15 protein-coding genes and 1 pseudogene are annotated in these 15,727 nt (G+C 68.3%); 13 read left to right on the forward strand and 3 right to left on the reverse strand.

Annotation, left to right across the window (positions count from 1 at the left end; all coding sequences use genetic code 11):
• The first annotated feature begins 22 nt into the window (after nt 1-22).
• Nucleotides 23-349 (forward strand): DUF2399 domain-containing protein, encoded by a 327-nt coding sequence (locus OG522_RS01255; RefSeq protein WP_329461038.1) that lies wholly within the window; start codon nt 23-25, stop codon nt 347-349.
• Nucleotides 350-367: 18 nt separating this feature from the next.
• On the opposite strand, the gene OG522_RS01260 is transcribed toward OG522_RS01255, so the two are convergent.
• Nucleotides 368-724: a hypothetical protein gene (locus tag OG522_RS01260; RefSeq protein ID WP_329461039.1), complete on the reverse strand. Its 357-nt coding sequence runs from the start codon at nt 722-724 to the stop codon at nt 368-370.
• Nucleotides 725-1,138: 414 nt separating this feature from the next.
• Between OG522_RS01260 and OG522_RS01265 the strand changes: the two genes are divergently transcribed.
• The 4 genes and pseudogenes from OG522_RS01265 to OG522_RS01280 form a co-directional block, all read left to right on the forward strand.
• Nucleotides 1,139-1,513 (forward strand): VOC family protein, encoded by a 375-nt coding sequence (locus tag OG522_RS01265; RefSeq protein ID WP_329467438.1) that lies wholly within the window; start codon nt 1,139-1,141, stop codon nt 1,511-1,513.
• Between the two features lie 160 nt (nt 1,514-1,673).
• A complete protein-coding gene (locus OG522_RS01270; protein ID WP_329461040.1) occupies nt 1,674-2,618 on the forward strand; it encodes an RNA polymerase sigma-70 factor in 945 nt (314 codons plus the stop codon).
• A gap of 113 nt (nt 2,619-2,731) precedes the next feature.
• Complete coding sequence (locus tag OG522_RS01275; RefSeq protein ID WP_329461041.1) at nt 2,732-3,934, forward strand: NAD(P)/FAD-dependent oxidoreductase; 1,203 nt, start codon at nt 2,732-2,734, stop codon at nt 3,932-3,934.
• Between the two features lie 342 nt (nt 3,935-4,276).
• Nucleotides 4,277-4,498, forward strand: a pseudogene (locus OG522_RS01280) (transposase); the annotation flags it as partial.
• A gap of 222 nt (nt 4,499-4,720) precedes the next feature.
• Here the strand turns inward: OG522_RS01280 and OG522_RS01285 are convergent.
• Nucleotides 4,721-5,842: a PP2C family protein-serine/threonine phosphatase gene (locus OG522_RS01285; protein WP_329461043.1), complete on the reverse strand. Its 1,122-nt coding sequence runs from the start codon at nt 5,840-5,842 to the stop codon at nt 4,721-4,723.
• Nucleotides 5,843-6,406: 564 nt separating this feature from the next.
• Here OG522_RS01285 and OG522_RS01290 point away from each other — a divergent pair.
• The 3 genes from OG522_RS01290 to OG522_RS01300 all read left to right on the forward strand — a co-directional run bounded on the left by OG522_RS01290 (nt 6,407) and on the right by OG522_RS01300 (nt 8,327).
• On the forward strand, nt 6,407-6,607 hold the full coding sequence (locus OG522_RS01290; protein WP_329461044.1) for a hypothetical protein: 201 nt from the start codon (nt 6,407-6,409) through the stop codon (nt 6,605-6,607).
• Nucleotides 6,608-6,909: 302 nt separating this feature from the next.
• Nucleotides 6,910-7,323, forward strand: a complete 414-nt coding sequence (locus tag OG522_RS01295; protein ID WP_329461045.1) for a hypothetical protein — start codon at nt 6,910-6,912, stop codon at nt 7,321-7,323.
• A 92-nt stretch (nt 7,324-7,415) separates the two neighbouring features.
• Complete coding sequence (locus OG522_RS01300; RefSeq protein WP_329461046.1) at nt 7,416-8,327, forward strand: hypothetical protein; 912 nt, start codon at nt 7,416-7,418, stop codon at nt 8,325-8,327.
• Between the two features lie 1,121 nt (nt 8,328-9,448).
• Here the strand turns inward: OG522_RS01300 and OG522_RS01305 are convergent.
• Complete coding sequence (locus tag OG522_RS01305) at nt 9,449-10,306, reverse strand: hypothetical protein (protein WP_329461047.1); 858 nt, start codon at nt 10,304-10,306, stop codon at nt 9,449-9,451.
• Between the two features lie 74 nt (nt 10,307-10,380).
• On the opposite strand from OG522_RS01305, the gene OG522_RS01310 reads away from it, so the two are divergent.
• The 5 genes from OG522_RS01310 (at nt 10,381) to OG522_RS01330 (ending at nt 15,711) form a co-directional block, all read left to right on the forward strand.
• Entirely contained in the window at nt 10,381-11,346 is a 966-nt protein-coding gene (locus OG522_RS01310) for a DUF1152 domain-containing protein (RefSeq protein ID WP_329461048.1), read from the forward strand.
• Nucleotides 11,347-11,474: 128 nt separating this feature from the next.
• Nucleotides 11,475-13,181 carry an IS1182 family transposase gene (locus OG522_RS01315; protein WP_329461049.1) on the forward strand — a complete coding sequence of 569 codons (1,707 nt, stop codon included), beginning with the start codon at nt 11,475-11,477 and terminating at the stop codon, nt 13,179-13,181.
• A 103-nt stretch (nt 13,182-13,284) separates the two neighbouring features.
• Nucleotides 13,285-13,596, forward strand: a complete 312-nt coding sequence (locus OG522_RS01320; protein WP_329461050.1) for a hypothetical protein — start codon at nt 13,285-13,287, stop codon at nt 13,594-13,596.
• Between the two features lie 90 nt (nt 13,597-13,686).
• Nucleotides 13,687-14,007 carry an integrase core domain-containing protein gene (locus tag OG522_RS01325; protein WP_329461051.1) on the forward strand — a complete coding sequence of 107 codons (321 nt, stop codon included), beginning with the start codon at nt 13,687-13,689 and terminating at the stop codon, nt 14,005-14,007.
• A 132-nt stretch (nt 14,008-14,139) separates the two neighbouring features.
• Nucleotides 14,140-15,711, forward strand: a complete 1,572-nt coding sequence (locus OG522_RS01330; RefSeq protein WP_329461052.1) for a hypothetical protein — start codon at nt 14,140-14,142, stop codon at nt 15,709-15,711.
• Nucleotides 15,712-15,727: the final 16 nt, after the last annotated feature.

Below are 15,727 nucleotides of genomic sequence, written 5' to 3' on the forward strand. Positions count from 1 at the left end.
GTAGCTCCGTGCACCACACCTGTTGCATCCGCTACAGTGCTCCGGACCGCTCCTGAGCTGCGAGAACTCCCGTCGAACGCTCGCGGAGCCCCGGAGAAACCTGGGCGACTTCGACTGGGGCGGCCTGCGCATCGCCGCCACCCTGCTGCGCCACGTGCCCTGGCAGCCATGGCACTGCACGGCCGCCGACTACCGAATGGCAGCCGCCACCGCCACAACACCCGTTCCCCTGTCCGGCCCCCCTGCCGAATCCCCCTGGGAGCCCGGCCTTGCCCGCGCCCTCACCGACATCGGCCACCGCGTCGAGGAGGAGGCGGTGCTGGGCACGCTCCTCGCCGACCTGGGGTGACGGACCTCGGCGCGGAGCTCACAGACCGTGCTCGTCCAGCGTCTTCATCAGGTTGCGCTTGCGTTTCTGGTCGGCGCGCAGGGTGGTTAGGTAGGCGGCGAACTCCTCCTGCGTGCCCAGGTTTTGGTGGCACTCCCGGGCGGCGAGCAACAGCCGGGCCATCTGCTGATAGGTGCGGTCCCCCGTCCTCTGCTTCAGCGGTTCGATCAGCCGCAGGTAGACCGCGAGCACATCGGCCGGCCGCGTCCTTCGAGCGGTCCGCGAGGGTGAGCCACTGCCGGTCGTCGGCACGGCCCTCGGCCGCCTGCCAGGTGGCGTCCAGGTCTCCGTCGTCGAGCAGGGCGTCGACCAGTACGGGCCCGCGGTGCCAACCACGGCGCGGCTCCGTCGCATCGGCACGCAGAACCTCCAACGCGGCTTCGCGTTCCGTCTTCCAGCAGCCCGCAGCCTCGGCCGCGGTGCGCAGCACCTGGTATGCGGCGAGGGAGCGGTGTGCCTGAAAGCGCTCTCGGCGGACCGCGTCCAAGTTGAGCCCGTAATACGACCACGAGCCACGTGAGGAGCCGGCAAACAGCCGACCGCCAACCCGTGGTCGTGGCCGACAGGACCAAGTAGGGTCCCCCGACGTGAACACCGGACCGGCTCTGCGCCACACACGGATTGGTCACCCGGTGGGGGGCTGATCGCACAGCGGGTGCGCGCGTGGCACCCCGTCAGTTCGGCCCGCGGACCAGGGCTTCTGCCCTACGAGTCCGTTAATCCGTGCCGAACGACAGCGAGGTCGACCACATGCCAGCCACCTTCGACCACACCATCATCGCCGCCAAGGACCGCGGCGAGTCGGCTCGGTTCCACCGTGAGCTCTTGGAGCTTTCCCAGGCGCCGTCCTGGGGCCCGTTCACCAACATCCAGTTCACCGACGGCGTGCTTCTTCAGTTCGCCGAGCCGCCGGTGGAGATCCAGATGCAGCACTACGCGTTCCTCCTCGACGACGAGCTGTTCGATCGGGCGTACCAGCGACTGTGCGAGCGCGGCATCGAGCACTGGGCCGATCCGCAGATGCGGCGCTCGGACGAGATCAACACCGAGCACGGCGGTAGAGGGGTGTACTTCAAGGACCCCGCCGGTCACGCGATCGAGTTGATCACCCGACCGTACCTGTAACCGAGGCGGCGCATGGTCGGGCAGCCCACGCAAGGCGCCCGGCCAGGCGGCCGGTTCGGGGAACTCGCCGATCTCCAGGCCCCGTCCGGGCACCGCGCGGCTCCCTGGGACACGGCACCTCTTCTACCGCACCACCCAGGCGGCGCCTAGGATCGCGGGCATGGCGCTGATCATGAGTGACGTGGACCGGTTCGAGGCCGCCAGGCCCCGGCTGGAGACCATCGCCTACCGGCTGCTCGGCTCGGCGAGCGAGGCGGAGGATGCCGTGCAGGAGACGTTCCTGCGCTGGCAGGCGGCCGACGTCGAGCGGATCGAGGTGCCCGAGGCCTGGCTCACCAAGGTCCTCACCAACTACTGCCTCAACCAGCTGAGTTCGGCACGCGCCCGGCGCGAGACGTACGTGGGACGCTGGCTCCCCGAGCCGCTGCTCGCGGGGGACCCGATGCTGGGCCCGGCCGACACCGTCGAGCAGCGCGAGTCGGTGTCGTACGCCGTCCTCGTCCTGCTGGAACGCCTCTCACCCAACGAGCGGGCGGTGTACGTGCTGCGGGAGGCGTTCGACTACCCGCACCGGGAGATCGCCGCGATCCTGGACATCTCCGAAGCGGCCAGCCAGCAGATCTACCACCGGGCCAAGAAGCACGTCGCGGACGGCGAGGCCCGCACCGACATCGACAAGGGTGCCGCCCGGCGCATCGTCGAGGAATTCCTGACGGCGGCGACCAGCGGGCGCACCGAGCCCCTCGTACGCCTGCTCACCCAGGAGGCCGTCGCGGTCGGCGACGGCGGCGGCAAGGTCCCGGCCCGCGCGAAGGCGTTCGAGGGGGCGCTCGCGGTCGCCACGTTCCTGCGCGGCATGTTCAAGCCCAGCGACGCCAAGCGGGCCCACATCGGCGGCGTACCCGACATCTACGCCACGACGGCCAACGGCGAGCCTGCCATCGTCGCGATCGTCGACGGCAGGGTGGTCGGGGTCATCTGCCTGGAGGTCACCGCGGAGGGCATCGTGGCGGTGCGCAGCCAGGTCAACCCCGACAAGCTCACCCGGGCGAACGAGCGGTGGGCCGCCGGGGACCACGAGGAGGCCCCGCTCTACACCCTCTGAACGCGAGTGACGCAGGTCACATCCTGATCCTGTCAGGAAACGAGGGGCTGTCCGGTTCAAGGGGCGAAACCGCGCCGGACAGCGGCGGAACCCCTCCAGACAGGAGCACGGACATGCAGCACCGCATCGTCGTCCTCGGAGCCGGCTACGCCGGCGCCACCGCCGCCGGCCGCCTCGCCAAGCGGCTGCATCGCGAGGACATCGCCATCACCCTCGTCAACCCCGAGCCCGACTTCGTGGAGCGCGTCCGGCTGCACCAGCTCGCGACCGGCCAGGACCTCAAGCCCCGGCTGTTCAGCGAGATGTTCGCGGGCACGGGCGTGGAGCTGAAGCTCGCGAAGGTCACCGGCCTGGACGTGGACCGCAAGACGGTGACGGTTGACTCGGCGGACGCCCTCGGGCGCGAGGAACTGGCCTACGACACCCTGGTCTACGCCCTCGGCAGCGGCTGGAACGACGGAGGCGTCCCCGGCACCGCCGAACACGCCCACGAGATCTCCAGCCGCCCCGGCGCCCTGCGCCTGCGCGAGCGCCTCGCCGCCCTGGAGTCCGGTCGGCCAGTGCTCGTGGTCGGCGGCGGCCTGACCGGCCTGGAGGCGGCGACGGAGATCGCCGAGGCCCGCCCGGACCTCGACGTTGCCCTGGCCGCCCACGGCGTACTGGGCGACTGGCTCTCGGAGAAGGGCCACGCCCACCTCCGCAAGGTGGTGGCCAAGCTCGGCATCACGGTCCACGAGCACGCGGCGGTCGACGCCGTGAAGGCGGACCGCGTCACGACCGCCGACGGCCGGACCATCCCCGCCGAGGTGACCGTCTGGACGACCGGATTCGCGGTCCACCCGATCGCCGGTGCCACCGCCCTGGAGCTCAGCGGCCGCGGCCAGATCGTGGTCGACGCGACGATGCGCTCGGTCTCCCATCCGGACGTGTACGCCGTGGGCGACGCGGCGATGGCGATGGGCCCCCAGGACAAGCCGCTGCGGATGTCGTGCGCCTCGGGCGTCCCCATGGCCTGGCAGGCCGCCGACGCCATCGCCGCCCGCCTCACCGACACCAAGGTCCCCCAGGTCTCCATCCGCTACTTCCAGCAGTGCGTCTCCCTCGGCCGCAAGGAAGGCCTGATCCAGTTCGTCACCGCCGACGACCGAGCGGTCGACCGCGCCTTGACGGGCCGCGTGGCGGCCATCTACAAGGAGCTGATTTGCAAGGGCGCGGCCTGGGGCGTCGCCAACCCGACGGCGGGCATGCCGACAAGGCGCCGCCGGGTTGCAGGCCAGGAGAGCGAGAGTCGCGTACAGGCGGAGGCGTCGGCCTGACGCTCACCGACCCGAACTGCCGCTTCGGTGCAGCCCCGTGCGCCCCGTCCCGGATTCCACCGGTGGGATTACCCTGCCGCCTCGCTCCAGCTGGGAGGCGGTCGGGCAGCGGTGCGTTGGCGCAGCTCGGCTGACGGGACGGGGCAGGGCGCCGTAATGACGGTGGCCATGCCAAGAGCATTCCGCCACGGCCCGGGGGCTCGTCGAACGGCATGTACAGAGAGGCGAGTTCCGGATCCCCACGCAGGGCCTGATTCTCGGAGGCTATGCGCTCGGCAGACCAGATGAGACCGTCCCCGTACTCGTCCTCGATGCCTGGATCAGTGACGATTCGGGCGCGGGGCGCTGATCGACCGGGAGCTGTATCTTCCCACCTCGTGGACGGACGACCGCGAGCGGTGCCGGGACGCGAGCGCCCCGGACGAGGTGGTGTTCGCGACGAAGACCGAGCATTTCAAGGCCATGCTCCTGCGTGTGGTGGAGGCGGGTGTGCCGTTCGCGTGGGTCACCCCGGACGAGGCCTACGGGCAGTCGAAATCCCTGCGGTGGTGGATGGAACAGCGGCCATCTTGGCCCATGTGCGCGGTAGATGGTCCGCAGGGTAGCGCCTGAACCATCCCAGGCAGGTGTTATAGGAGCTCTGCCATGTTCGCGATTTCTGCACGGTGTCCTTGCGGCATGTTTGACGCTGACCTGGGATGCGTGTGGTCTCACCGGCGGCTTGCACCCTCTCGTGATGAGTCGACACCGGCGCACGCGCCGTCGGGAGCTTGTCCGATGCGGGGATCAGAGGGCCAGGCGGCGGATCGCGACCGCGGCCGCGTCGTCGTCGAGGTGTCCGTGGACGTGAGCCAGCAGGTCGTCGTGGAGAGCACGCAGGAGCTCGTCCGGGTCGTCCCTGGCCCATGCGGGCGCCCGTTCGCTGAACGGGTAGAAGAGCCCGCCGGTGTTGCGCGCTTCGATGACGCCGTCCGTATAGAGGAGAAGCAGGTCGCCGACCTCGAACGGGAACGTCTGGACATCGTAGGCGGCGATACCGAAGGCGCCGCCGAGCCCGATCGGGAGGTGGCTCACCTCCGGCGTGAGGGGAGTGACGTGAGTGCCGCGCAGGAGCAGCGGCGGTGGGTGGCCGCAGTTGATGAGGTGAACGACCGGCTCGTCGTCGGGAATGTCCAGCAGGATCGCGGTGGCGAAGTCCTCGTCGGTGTCCTCCTCCGACGGTGACCGCCACTGACTGGTGTCCCAGCGGAACGCGGCGTCCAGGTGAACGGCGAGGCGAGGCAGGGTGGCCTGCCGATGGGCGGCCGCGCGGAAGGCGCCGAGCAATAGGGCGGAGTTGCTGATCGAGGCCAGGCCATTGCCGCGCACATCACCGATGAGGAGCCTGGTGCTGTGGTGGTCGGTCCGCGCTGCCGCGTACAGATCTCCACCCAGGTCGGCTTCTTCCTCGGCGGGGACGTACAGCCCGGAAATCCGCAGCGGACCGGAGCGGGCTGGCAATGGCTGCAGCAGCACACTCTGCGCTGCCTCTGCGACGGACCGCACCCGGTACAACTGGCGCTCACTCCGGTCCCGCACCACGCAGATGCCGGCACACACGGCCGAGACAACGACCAGAGCGGTGATCTGAGCCTGGATATTGGCGGAGGACAAACCCTCCCTCAGCACACCGATCAGCACCTGCGCCGTCACGGCGAGCGCCCCCATCAGCGCCGTGACGCGGGCGCCCGCGAACGCCACCGTGATCGCCGGTGCCGCCACCAGCAGGGGCCCGAGATGAATGCGCGGCGGAGCCAGCACATCGACCGCGCAGACCGCGACGATCAGCCCCAGAGGGATCACCACCAGCGCGGGCGCGTGACCCGGCTGCCAGCCACGCCAAAACACCCGCCACGCTCGCAAGGCCATACCCCAAGCTTTCCACCCATCTTCCCCCTGCGGGAGCGCGCCGCTCCGAAGGCCATCCACTGCACATGAGGACTGAACGCGCCACCGCGCTTGCGTCATGACGGCCTCATGCCGGTGGGGCGCCGTGCACGGCTCTCCTGCGCGAGGGGCGCGGGGGCACTCGCCACCCGCCCGGTGACACCAGGATCCGAACTGTGCATCGCATTTGTCCATCCGGGCCACCTACCGTGCACAGTCACAACAGCTGTGGCTGAGCGCTTCAGTTGGCGGATGAGCGCCGTAGTTAGCGGACTGAGCGGGTGAGCTGTCGGATCGAGCACCTTGCAGGTCAGCGGCCCGATGGAGCGCTCCGACCTACCGGTGTCCCTCCCGCCCGCGACCGTGTCGGTTGAGGCGGGAGCATTCCTGCGCGTCACGACGGATGCCGACTTGGCGGAGCATCGGTACAGCCCGTTGGCGCCGAGATTGATCACGGTCGTGACCATCGCGTGGACGACGCCACGGGACCGGCTGTAGGGGCCCCAGTGGTCTCGGCAGCACGACGCCGCGATCCGCCTCGTCCAGATGGCCCGCGGCGGATCACAGCTGAGCGCCGCCCGCTACCTCGGTATCCCGCCTGGAACTCTGGAGTCCACCACCCTCCTCGTCCGCACCTGGCAGAAACAGCCCGGCAATGCCGACACGCACCAGGCGGCGCTGCACGCCATCGCGACGATCGTCATGAGTACCAGCGGTCCGGGACCGGCGGCCCTGACGATTCCGTAAGACAGGGCCCGGCGGTTCTGGAGGATCGCCTAACGGTCGTGGTGGTTGCGAAAGCCGCCAGAAGGTGACCACGGGCCGGTGGTCCCAGCGCACGTGCCGGGGCCCGCCGCTGCCGATCCGGGAAGTCCCCTACGTACTGTGGTTCGACGCCGTCGGGGCCCCATCGGCTGGTCGAGGCAGAAAAGCGCGTCCCTGGCGCGATCGTGCGAACGTGCAGGTCAGGGCGATGAGTTGATATTGTGCCCAGCGTTTGGCCCGTCAGTCTGACGGGCCCTGCTCTACTCGCATAGATCGGGTTTCTTGTGAAGAAGTCGCTTTCCGCGCTGACCGTCGCCGGCATAACTACCGTCTCCCTGGTCACTCTGGCGCCCACTGCTTCGGCTTCCGGGTGCGTCTCGACCTGGCTGCGGAGCCCGGGAACGACGACGAGCGGTGCCATGGTCGCGGTCAAGGCCGACTCGCCTTGCCACGACCTCAACGTGTCTTGGTCGCAAGCCGCCGGCGCCCCCGAGGTCAAGTACTCCGGGTACATGGGCATGTACCGCAAGTCGAGCTCGGTGGGCTGGACGGGCGGGTCCAAGGGCTATGTCCAGATGGACAACGGCTACCACGACATCAACAACTCCTACTTCGCTCTGGTCACGGACCTGACCCCGGGCACCCAGTTCACCGTGATCAGCCGAACCCCCGGCGACCAGGTCACCATCGTTCACTGATCTCGCGCCGTGCCTGCCTGTCGGGAAACCCCGTCCGGCAGGCACGGCCCGCGAATCCGGTGGTCCACCCTCGTAATCGGAGGTAGGCGGACATGCCCCGCCCCGCCCGGCACTCCCGCCGCCCCCGCTCCTGCGGCGCTCTTGGAGCGGTGCTCGTCAGCACGCTCCTGACCCTGTCGTCCGGCTGCTCGGCGCCGGCGGCTAGCGCCCCCACGCGCCCTGACGCCTCCGCGCCCGCCGTCGAGCCCGCCACGCCCGTTTCGTACGGCCTGCCGCAGGACGTCACGCCCATGGTGCTGCCCGCCGGCGGCGCGGACACCCGGCTCACCCAAGGCCTCGAAGGCTTCACCAGCCTGATCCGGTCGGAGACCGTACGAGCCTGCTTCACGTCGGCACACGCGCAGCTGCCGGATGCCCCTCCGGCCATGTTCGTGCGGCTGTACGAGATTCCGGACCTGGAGACCATCGCGCACAACGGCTTCGCCCCCGCCACGGTCCCCGGCCAGCAGATCTCCTCCGCTGGTGGTGCGGCGCCGGACAACGCGCTGGTGCAAAGCTGCGGCCAGAAGGGCGATACGGCGGCCGCCGAGCTCCAGTCCGTCTACGGTCCGTTGTTCTCCCGCTGGCTGAGTGGGCTCGCCCCACTCGAGACGGAGGACACCGTCGTGTCCGCACGCAAGACCTTCACGGGCTGCCTCGCGGATAAGGGCGTGCAGGCGAAGGACGAGAACGACTTCTTCAACGGGGTCGACAAGAAGATCCAGGAGATCGACGACCGCGACGCCATGAAGGCGGAGGACCGCAGGCTCGGAGCGATCTACGCGACCTGCATGAAGCCCGTCGAGGCGGCGCGTGAACCACTGCGCGCGAAGGCGCGGGGGCAGTACGTTGCCGAGCACAAGGACGAGCTGGCGCAGATCCGCATCAGCCTGCCCGACCGGATCGCCACCATGGAAAAGCGCTACGGGATCCGCTTCTCCGTCCCCGCCCCTGCCGGGCGCTGACTGGTGCGCAGCACGCACTGAGTCACGGCGGTACTGCCTCGGTGGCCGCGGGAGGCGCTCCGCTCAAGACCCCATGGTCTCTGAAGTGACTGCCATCGAGTCCCACCTCTCGGTGACACGCGGGTCACCGCAGTCGGTGTTTTTGGTGAGGTGGCCGCAGGCTTTGCCAGCAGGCCGTCGTCGTCCAGGGCGTGAACGGCCTTTCTCGCATCGCGGGCACACCACTGGGCGGTTTCCAGCAGGAGCCACTGCCCAAGTTGTTCGATGCTCACCGGTCCCTGATGCAGGCGCTGCTGGCCAGGGTCAGCAGCGCGAGGTCGGTGTGACTGAGCGCTCTGCCTGGCGGTTGAGCGGCCGACCTGGCGGATCGAGCACTCCCCAGGTCAGCGCCGCGATCGGGGCCTCCACCGTCCGGCTTGGGTAGCGATGAAACGGGGGCAATACGCGCAGCTCAGGACGTTGCGAAGTGAGCACTGGAGTTGGCGACTCCCGCCAGGTAGCGCGCTCAGTCACAGACAGCGCGCCGGTGACTCTCTGTGCGGTGGCCCGGAGGAGCGGTCCTGTCTTCGCGTTGTGTAGGCAGTCCGGCTCTTCCGTAGGCGAGTGCGTCAGCGTCCCGGTCACGTGTAGGCGGGCTTCGCAGATGTCGGCTTGAAAGCTCGGGCTGTTGTGACTGCGACGGATAGGGGCACGCCTTGTGCCGAGAGGGCTGACGGCGGCGGTCGGGGCAGGAACCCGGCAGGCCATTGTCACCAACCAAGTACATCCCCGCCGACCGCGACGAGCGTGGGCACTACAACGGCGCTGAGGACACTGTGAGCGATCACGGGCCGGTCGAGGCGTCCTACGGCTGTCCCCGGTCGCATCCAGCCCAACTTGGACGCCCGAAAGCGCCACGACGCATCCGCGTTCGTCTGGGCACAGATCACTCACGGCGAACCGCTCTTTGCGCCCCGGCCGATCGAGGCAGAACAAACCGAAGAACTCGGGAGAGTATGGCTCAACCAGCGCAGCCACACCTGGGCCAAACTCGCCCGCCCAGGCCGGATTCATCACTTCACGGCACTCCGCGGGCCCCTGCTCCAGCACGCCGAGCACCTCATCGGAATGATCGACAGCGGTCAGACCGACTCCTGGTCCAGCTGCGGATAGCCGATCTCGGAAATGTCCTGGGCCAGGTCCGTCAAGCTGACCTCAGGGTTCAGCAACGATACGAGTTCCTGGTCCAACGGCCGCAACGCATGGACCTGGCTCACCGCCTCCAGGTCGACCGAGACCTCGTAGTAGTCCTCGGCGAAGCGCTGGAACGCTTCCGGAGAACGGTCGACCAGGAGGCCGAACAGGCTCGTCGCCCCGTCAGGATCGACAGCGTCCTCGGGATATTCGATCGTCCCGTGGTGCCACTGCTCGTCCGTCGGTCCCCGCCACAAGCAGGCCGTCACGACAGGCACCCTCTCATGATCAGTGAACGCCGGCTCCTCGACGAAGGCCCTGAAGGGCTCGGGAACTTCGTCGACCACACCCGGCCAGGGCTCGCCATCATTGCCAAAGGGGCTCATCGGCGATTCGTGATCGAAGCCGCGCACGTAGGCCCCGGCCGCCGAGAACACGATCGAGTACTCATCCCCCGAGCCGTTGCGCATCGAGGCCATCTCCTCGCCGTCAGCCCAACCAGCGTTGAAGGAGTAGTACCGGCCCTCCCAGTCCGGGCTCAGGATCGCATCGAGCATCGCCAGTGAACGGCACAGGTCCCGCAGGTCGGCGACGGCGGGGAGCTGGCGGGCCACGTCATAGACAGTCACAGGTTCATCCAACCCGATGCCACCGACACTCCGGCCCGCCAGGGGAATCGTGAGCCACTCGGTTCCAACATGCATGGCCAGGTTCCAACTATCGTGTCCCGGCTCAACCAGGGTGAACGGAAACTTCGTTAGCAGCGATGTTCCGCCAGTCTCCCGCCAATAAGCGCGAACGGTCACACTCACCGATCCTTGACCGATCTCACAAGATTGATCGGCCCGGTGCCGGCTTGCCCTCCTGCTAGCGTCCTGCGGTGATCTCTCTGGGGGAACCCGCCTTCTTCACTCGCCTGCACGACGCGCGACGGGTGCTTATCGCCGGTGCGGGCGGCGGCTTCGACGTGTACGCCGGGCTGCCGCTCGCACTCGCGCTGCGGTCGGCGGGCAAGGAGGTGCACCTCGCCAACCTGTCCTTCGCCGACTTGTACGGCCTGGACCTCGATGTGTGGGTGGACCAGGACGTCGCGGCCGTCGGGCCCGACACCCCCCTGCGCGGCGACTACTTCCCTGAACGGACGCTCGCCCAGTGGCTCGCGACGCAGGACCTGCCGCCGACCGTGTACGCGTTCCCGAGCATCGGGGTCGGGCCGCTACGGGCGGCCTACCGGACGCTAATCAAGCATCTCGGCGGTGTCGACGCGGTCGTGCTGGTGGACGGCGGTACCGACATCCTGATGCGCGGCGACGAGCACGGTCTCGGCACCCCGGAGGAGGACATGGCGAGCCTGGCCGCCGTGAGCAGGCTCGACGAGGTCCCGCACCGGCTGGTGGCCTGCCTCGGCTTCGGGGTGGACGCGTATCACGGCGTGAACCACTCGCTCGTGCTGGAGAACCTGGCTGCCCTGGACCGGGATGGCTCCTATCTCGGCGCGTTCTCGCTGCTCGGGGCCGGGCGGGAGGGCGCGCTGTATCTCGACGCGGTGGCGCACGCCCAGCGCCACACCGCGAGCCACCCGAGCATCGTGAACGGATCCGTGGCCTCCGCCGTGCGTGGTGACTTCGGCAACGTCCGGTTCACGGAAAGGACCAAGGACAGCGAGTTGTTCATCAACCCACTGATGGCGCTGTACTTCTGTGTGGACCTGCCCGGACTGGCCCGCCGCAATCTCTACCTCGGCCTGCTGGAACGGACTTACTTGATGCGGCAGGTGAGTTCCGTGATCGAGGAGTTCCGCACCTCGCTGCCCCGTCAGCGTCCGCCTCGGACATTCCCGCACTGAGCCCCGGCCACAGCCGTAAGACTCCCGCATCCTCACAGTCGGGGATCTTGGAGTTTTCCGGTGCGGCAGCATGGCCGACGGGCATGCCCGGGTAGTTCCGCCGACCGATGCAGTTGTCGAGGTGCCCGTTGTCTCTGCGCCCCCGTTCCGGTGAGCACGTTCCGTCTCTGACCGCGCGGATCGCGCAGGCGAGCAACCCGGGTGGCACGACGGCGATATGGGTGCGAGACCGGCTGGATGGGCTGTGGCACGACGAGGACTTCGCGGACTGGTACCCCAGGGACGGACGTCCGGGGCTCTCGCCCGCTCAGCTGGCCACCGTCTGCGTACTGCAGTTCCTGCTCGGCCTGTCGGACCGGCAGGCCGCCGAAGCGGTCCGCTGCCGCATCGACTTCAAATATGCGATGGCCATGGAGCTGGACGATCCCGGGTTCCACCACAGCGTGCTGGCAGACTTCCGCGATCGTCTCGCTGAGGACGGCCGTGCCGACCACCTCCTGGACCTCGCGCTGGCCCGGCTCAAGGAGGCCGGCCTGGTGCGCGAGCGCACCACGCAGCGCACCGACTCCCCCCACGTCCTGGCCGCGGTGCGTGACCTGACCCGCCTGGAATTGATCACCGAGGCGGTCCGCGCCGCACTCGAAGAGGTTGCAGGCATCTCCCCTCATCTGCTCGACGAGCTGGTCGATGAGGACTGGGGGCTCCGCCACGGTCGGCCGGTCCGTCTGGGGAAGAACCCCACCAAGCCCGTGACCAGGATCCATGCCACCGGAAACGACGCAGTCCGGCTCCTGGAGCACCTCTACCGTCACGGAGCGGACCGCGTGTCCGGTCCTCGTGTCCAGTCTCTGCGGCAGATCGTGATGCAGAACTACCACCGCGATGCTGCTGGACACCTTCGCTGGCGCACCGCCGAGAAAGAAGGCGGGGCGGGACTGCCGCCGTCGTCGAGGGCGATCGTCTCGCCCTACGACATCTCGGCCCGCTATGCACGGCACGGGCACATCATCAGCTGGAAGGGGTTCGCCGCTCATCTGACCGAGACCTGTGCTCCCGACGGCCCCAACGTGATCACGGATGTCGCGACCACTGCGGCCACCACCCACGACAGCCAGGTCCTGCCCGGCATCCACACCCGCCTGTCCCGCCGCGGACTGCTGCCCGCCGAGCACCTGGTCGACGCCGGCTATACCTCCCTGCCCCACCTGGAACATGCCGCCCGGGAACACCAGGTCACCGTCTCCGGGCCGCTGAAGAGCAACCCCACCCGCCAACATCGCCGCAACGAGGGCTTCGCCCGGGACGACTTCCATATCGACTTCGACCGCCAGCAGGTCACCTGTCCCCAGGGGCAGGTGAGCGCGGGCTGGCACGGCCCCTACCCGACCTCCTCGCCCACCGCGGCCCCGCTGATCGTGGCACGGTTCACCAAGAGCCAGTGCCGTCCCTGCCCAGCCCGCACCCAGTGCACCAGCACCGCCGACAGCGCCCGCACCGTGGGCTTTCCCCCGCGCGAGCTCCGTAACCTGCAACTCCGTGTCCGCGCCGAGCAACAGACACCCGAGTGGAAGACCCGCTATGCAGTCCGCTCCGGAGTGGAGGGCACAGCCAACGAGTTCGCCCATGGACACGGCATGCGGCGCTGCCGCTACCGGGGACAGGGAAAGGTCCACGTCCAGCACGTCCTGACGGCCATCGCCGTCAACATCGAGCGCCTCAGCGGACTACCAACCGCCAAGGAAGCCCCCAGGCCCCGCCAGCCGACGGCCTTTCAGAACTACCTCGACCAGCGCGAGATACCTCGCCCGACGTCCTGGCGAAACCTGGGCAGTTGACTCCGCCGACACCAAGATCCCCGACAGAGTCAAGCTGAGCGACAGCACCGCCATCCCTGGCGGCTTCGACGTCCTGGTCAAGGGCGCCAAGCCAGGAGTGAAGGTGCAGGTCAAAGAACCGCACGGAAGTGCCTCTGGCACTGCGGACGCCAACGGGGAATTCAAGTCCGGCTTCGGGCCCCAGGGTCCCGCAACCGCCACTCAGGGGAAAGCCAAGATCTCCTGCGGCACTGTCAGCCAAGCCAATCAGCATGACGCCCAGGCTCAGTACAGCAAGGGCTTCCGCCAGGGTCTGGCCGACACCAAGGCCGACTGCAAGAAGCAACCGCCGCAAGGGCTGACCGCCGTCGACCCGAACTTCGAGAAGGGCTACAACGCGGGTGCTGCCGCCGGGCTGGCGAAGTTCTGCAAGTAATGACCGCTTCAGGCCGATCAGGGCGCGAGTGCCGGTCTCCACCAGGGTCATCAGCTCCAGCTCGCGGTCCGCGGCGGCAACGTGAGCGGGGTGATCTTCCACGCGGGCAGGGGCGCCCAGTACACCTCCGCCGCGTTCGCCCAGGTCTGCGACGACTACGGGATCCGCAGGAGCATGGGCCGGGTCGGCTCGAGCTACGACAACGCCCTCGCCGAGAGTTTCTGGCAGGGCCTCAAGCGGAAGACGATGCACCGGAGAATGTTCTCGACGGTGCATCAGGCGAGGCTGGAGATCTTCCAGTGGCTCACCTACTACAACGCCCGCAGACACCACAGTGCCCTCAACTACCTCTCACCAGCCCAGTTCGAACAACAGCACCTGCGAGCAGACACACTCACAATCGCAGCATGAGCCCCGGTGTCCACACTCCGGTGGATGCCTCAGTTCACAGCATCCCCGAAGAGTTTCCCCGATGCACCCCGACTGTTGGCCGCGCCTGGCTATCTTCACCTCCCGATTCCGGAGACAGGAGAGGCAACGTCCATGAGCACCCCGGTCCACCGCACCCCGACGCCACAGTCTGCAGCCGCCCTTACGTCGGCCCGGCAGCGCCGGGAAGGGAGTCTGTCCGGAAACTCACTGGAGCACGCCTTGCTCCAGATGCAATCCAGCGCCGGCAATCGGGCCACGACTGCGGCGGTGCAGCGCGCCAGGGGCATGGACAAGGGGAAGGGGAAAGCGCCTGAGGCCAACGGCGCGCCCGCCGGAGCGAAGAAGAACTATCGCGACCAGATCGCCGGGATCCTGGACAGGTTCAAAAAGAATCTCGAGCCCATCGACACCTTCATCAAGGGTGTGCAGACCCCCACCAACGCGGGCTTCACCCAGCAGGCCGCCGCCGCGGCCAACGAGGGTCTCAAGCACTCCACCGCCGCCTCGGGGACCTCCGCCGCGTCAGAGAACCTCCTCACGGAGGTCACCGGCACTGTGGTCAATGGCATAGACGCGTACAAGAACATACGGGACGCCAAAAAGCACGAGACCGGGGCCGGCCACCACATGGCGAAAAAGAAAGCCAAGACCAAGGGGGCCGACACGGTCATCGGAGCCGCCGGTTCGGCAAGCTACAGCGCCGGAATCGCCAAGGAGGTGACCAAGCTCCAGAAGGCGGCGGATGCCGCGGTGGCGTCCGAGGCGAGCGGTATCGCCAGCGCCTCCGTCGGCGCGATCAAGGGAATACGGGCAGCCTTCCGCGTCGGTGGAGCGGCCAGCAAGTACAGGAAGGTGAAGGAGCTCGGAGATCCTCATCTCGTCCACGCGGGGTCACTGGCCCGGCTGAACGAGTCACGGGAGCAGGCCGAGTGGGCCGCGGCGGAGGCGTACGTCGCGCTGGATGCCTACTGGGACCACGAGGGCGAGGGACGGCTGGAGCTCGTTTCCGAGGCCATCGACGCCGCCTGGGAGGCAACGGGTGAAGCCCGTGACGCCGCCGAGAGCCTCCAGCGCGCAGAGAGAGACGTGGAAAAGCTGAGCACGGTGCAGGAGTACGCGAAGAAGAAGCAGCTCATCAAGATCGGCAAGGAGACCATCGGTGGCGCGTTGGGCGAATCCACCAAGGCCGCGGCCGGCGTCGTGACGGCGGTCACGGCGGGAACAGCCGGGCTGGCGAGCAACCCGGTCGGATGGGGTCTCGCCGGGGCCGGGGCCGGCCTCGTCCTCGGCGTCACCCTGTACAAGGCGCTCCGCGCCGCCACAAAGCGCTACGAAGAGGTCCGCCATCCTGAGTATTGGGCACCGGAGAGCGAGACCCCAGCGGAGGCCGCATCCCGCAGTGAATCGCTGAAGCATGCCCTGAAGTTCTGGCAGAAGGTGTCGAAGGGGGAACGCCAGGCCATGGCTCGCGAGATCTACGCCTTGGCGGCGGGTCCCGACATCCAAGGCACCGGCAGCACAACGGCCGAGATGAGGGACTCCGCAAGGGCCCTCCTCATCGCTCTCAAATCAGGCCCCACCAACCACAAGCTGGAACCGGAAGCGTGGGCGGACAGCCTCAATGACCCGGCGAAGACCACCGGTTGGATCAAGGAGATAGCGGAACAGTTGGCGTCGGGTTGACCGTAGCCGTGGGTGC

It is taken from the genome of Streptomyces sp. NBC_01431 (genome assembly GCF_036231355.1).
Taxonomy (GTDB): Bacteria; Actinomycetota; Actinomycetes; order Streptomycetales; family Streptomycetaceae; genus Streptomyces.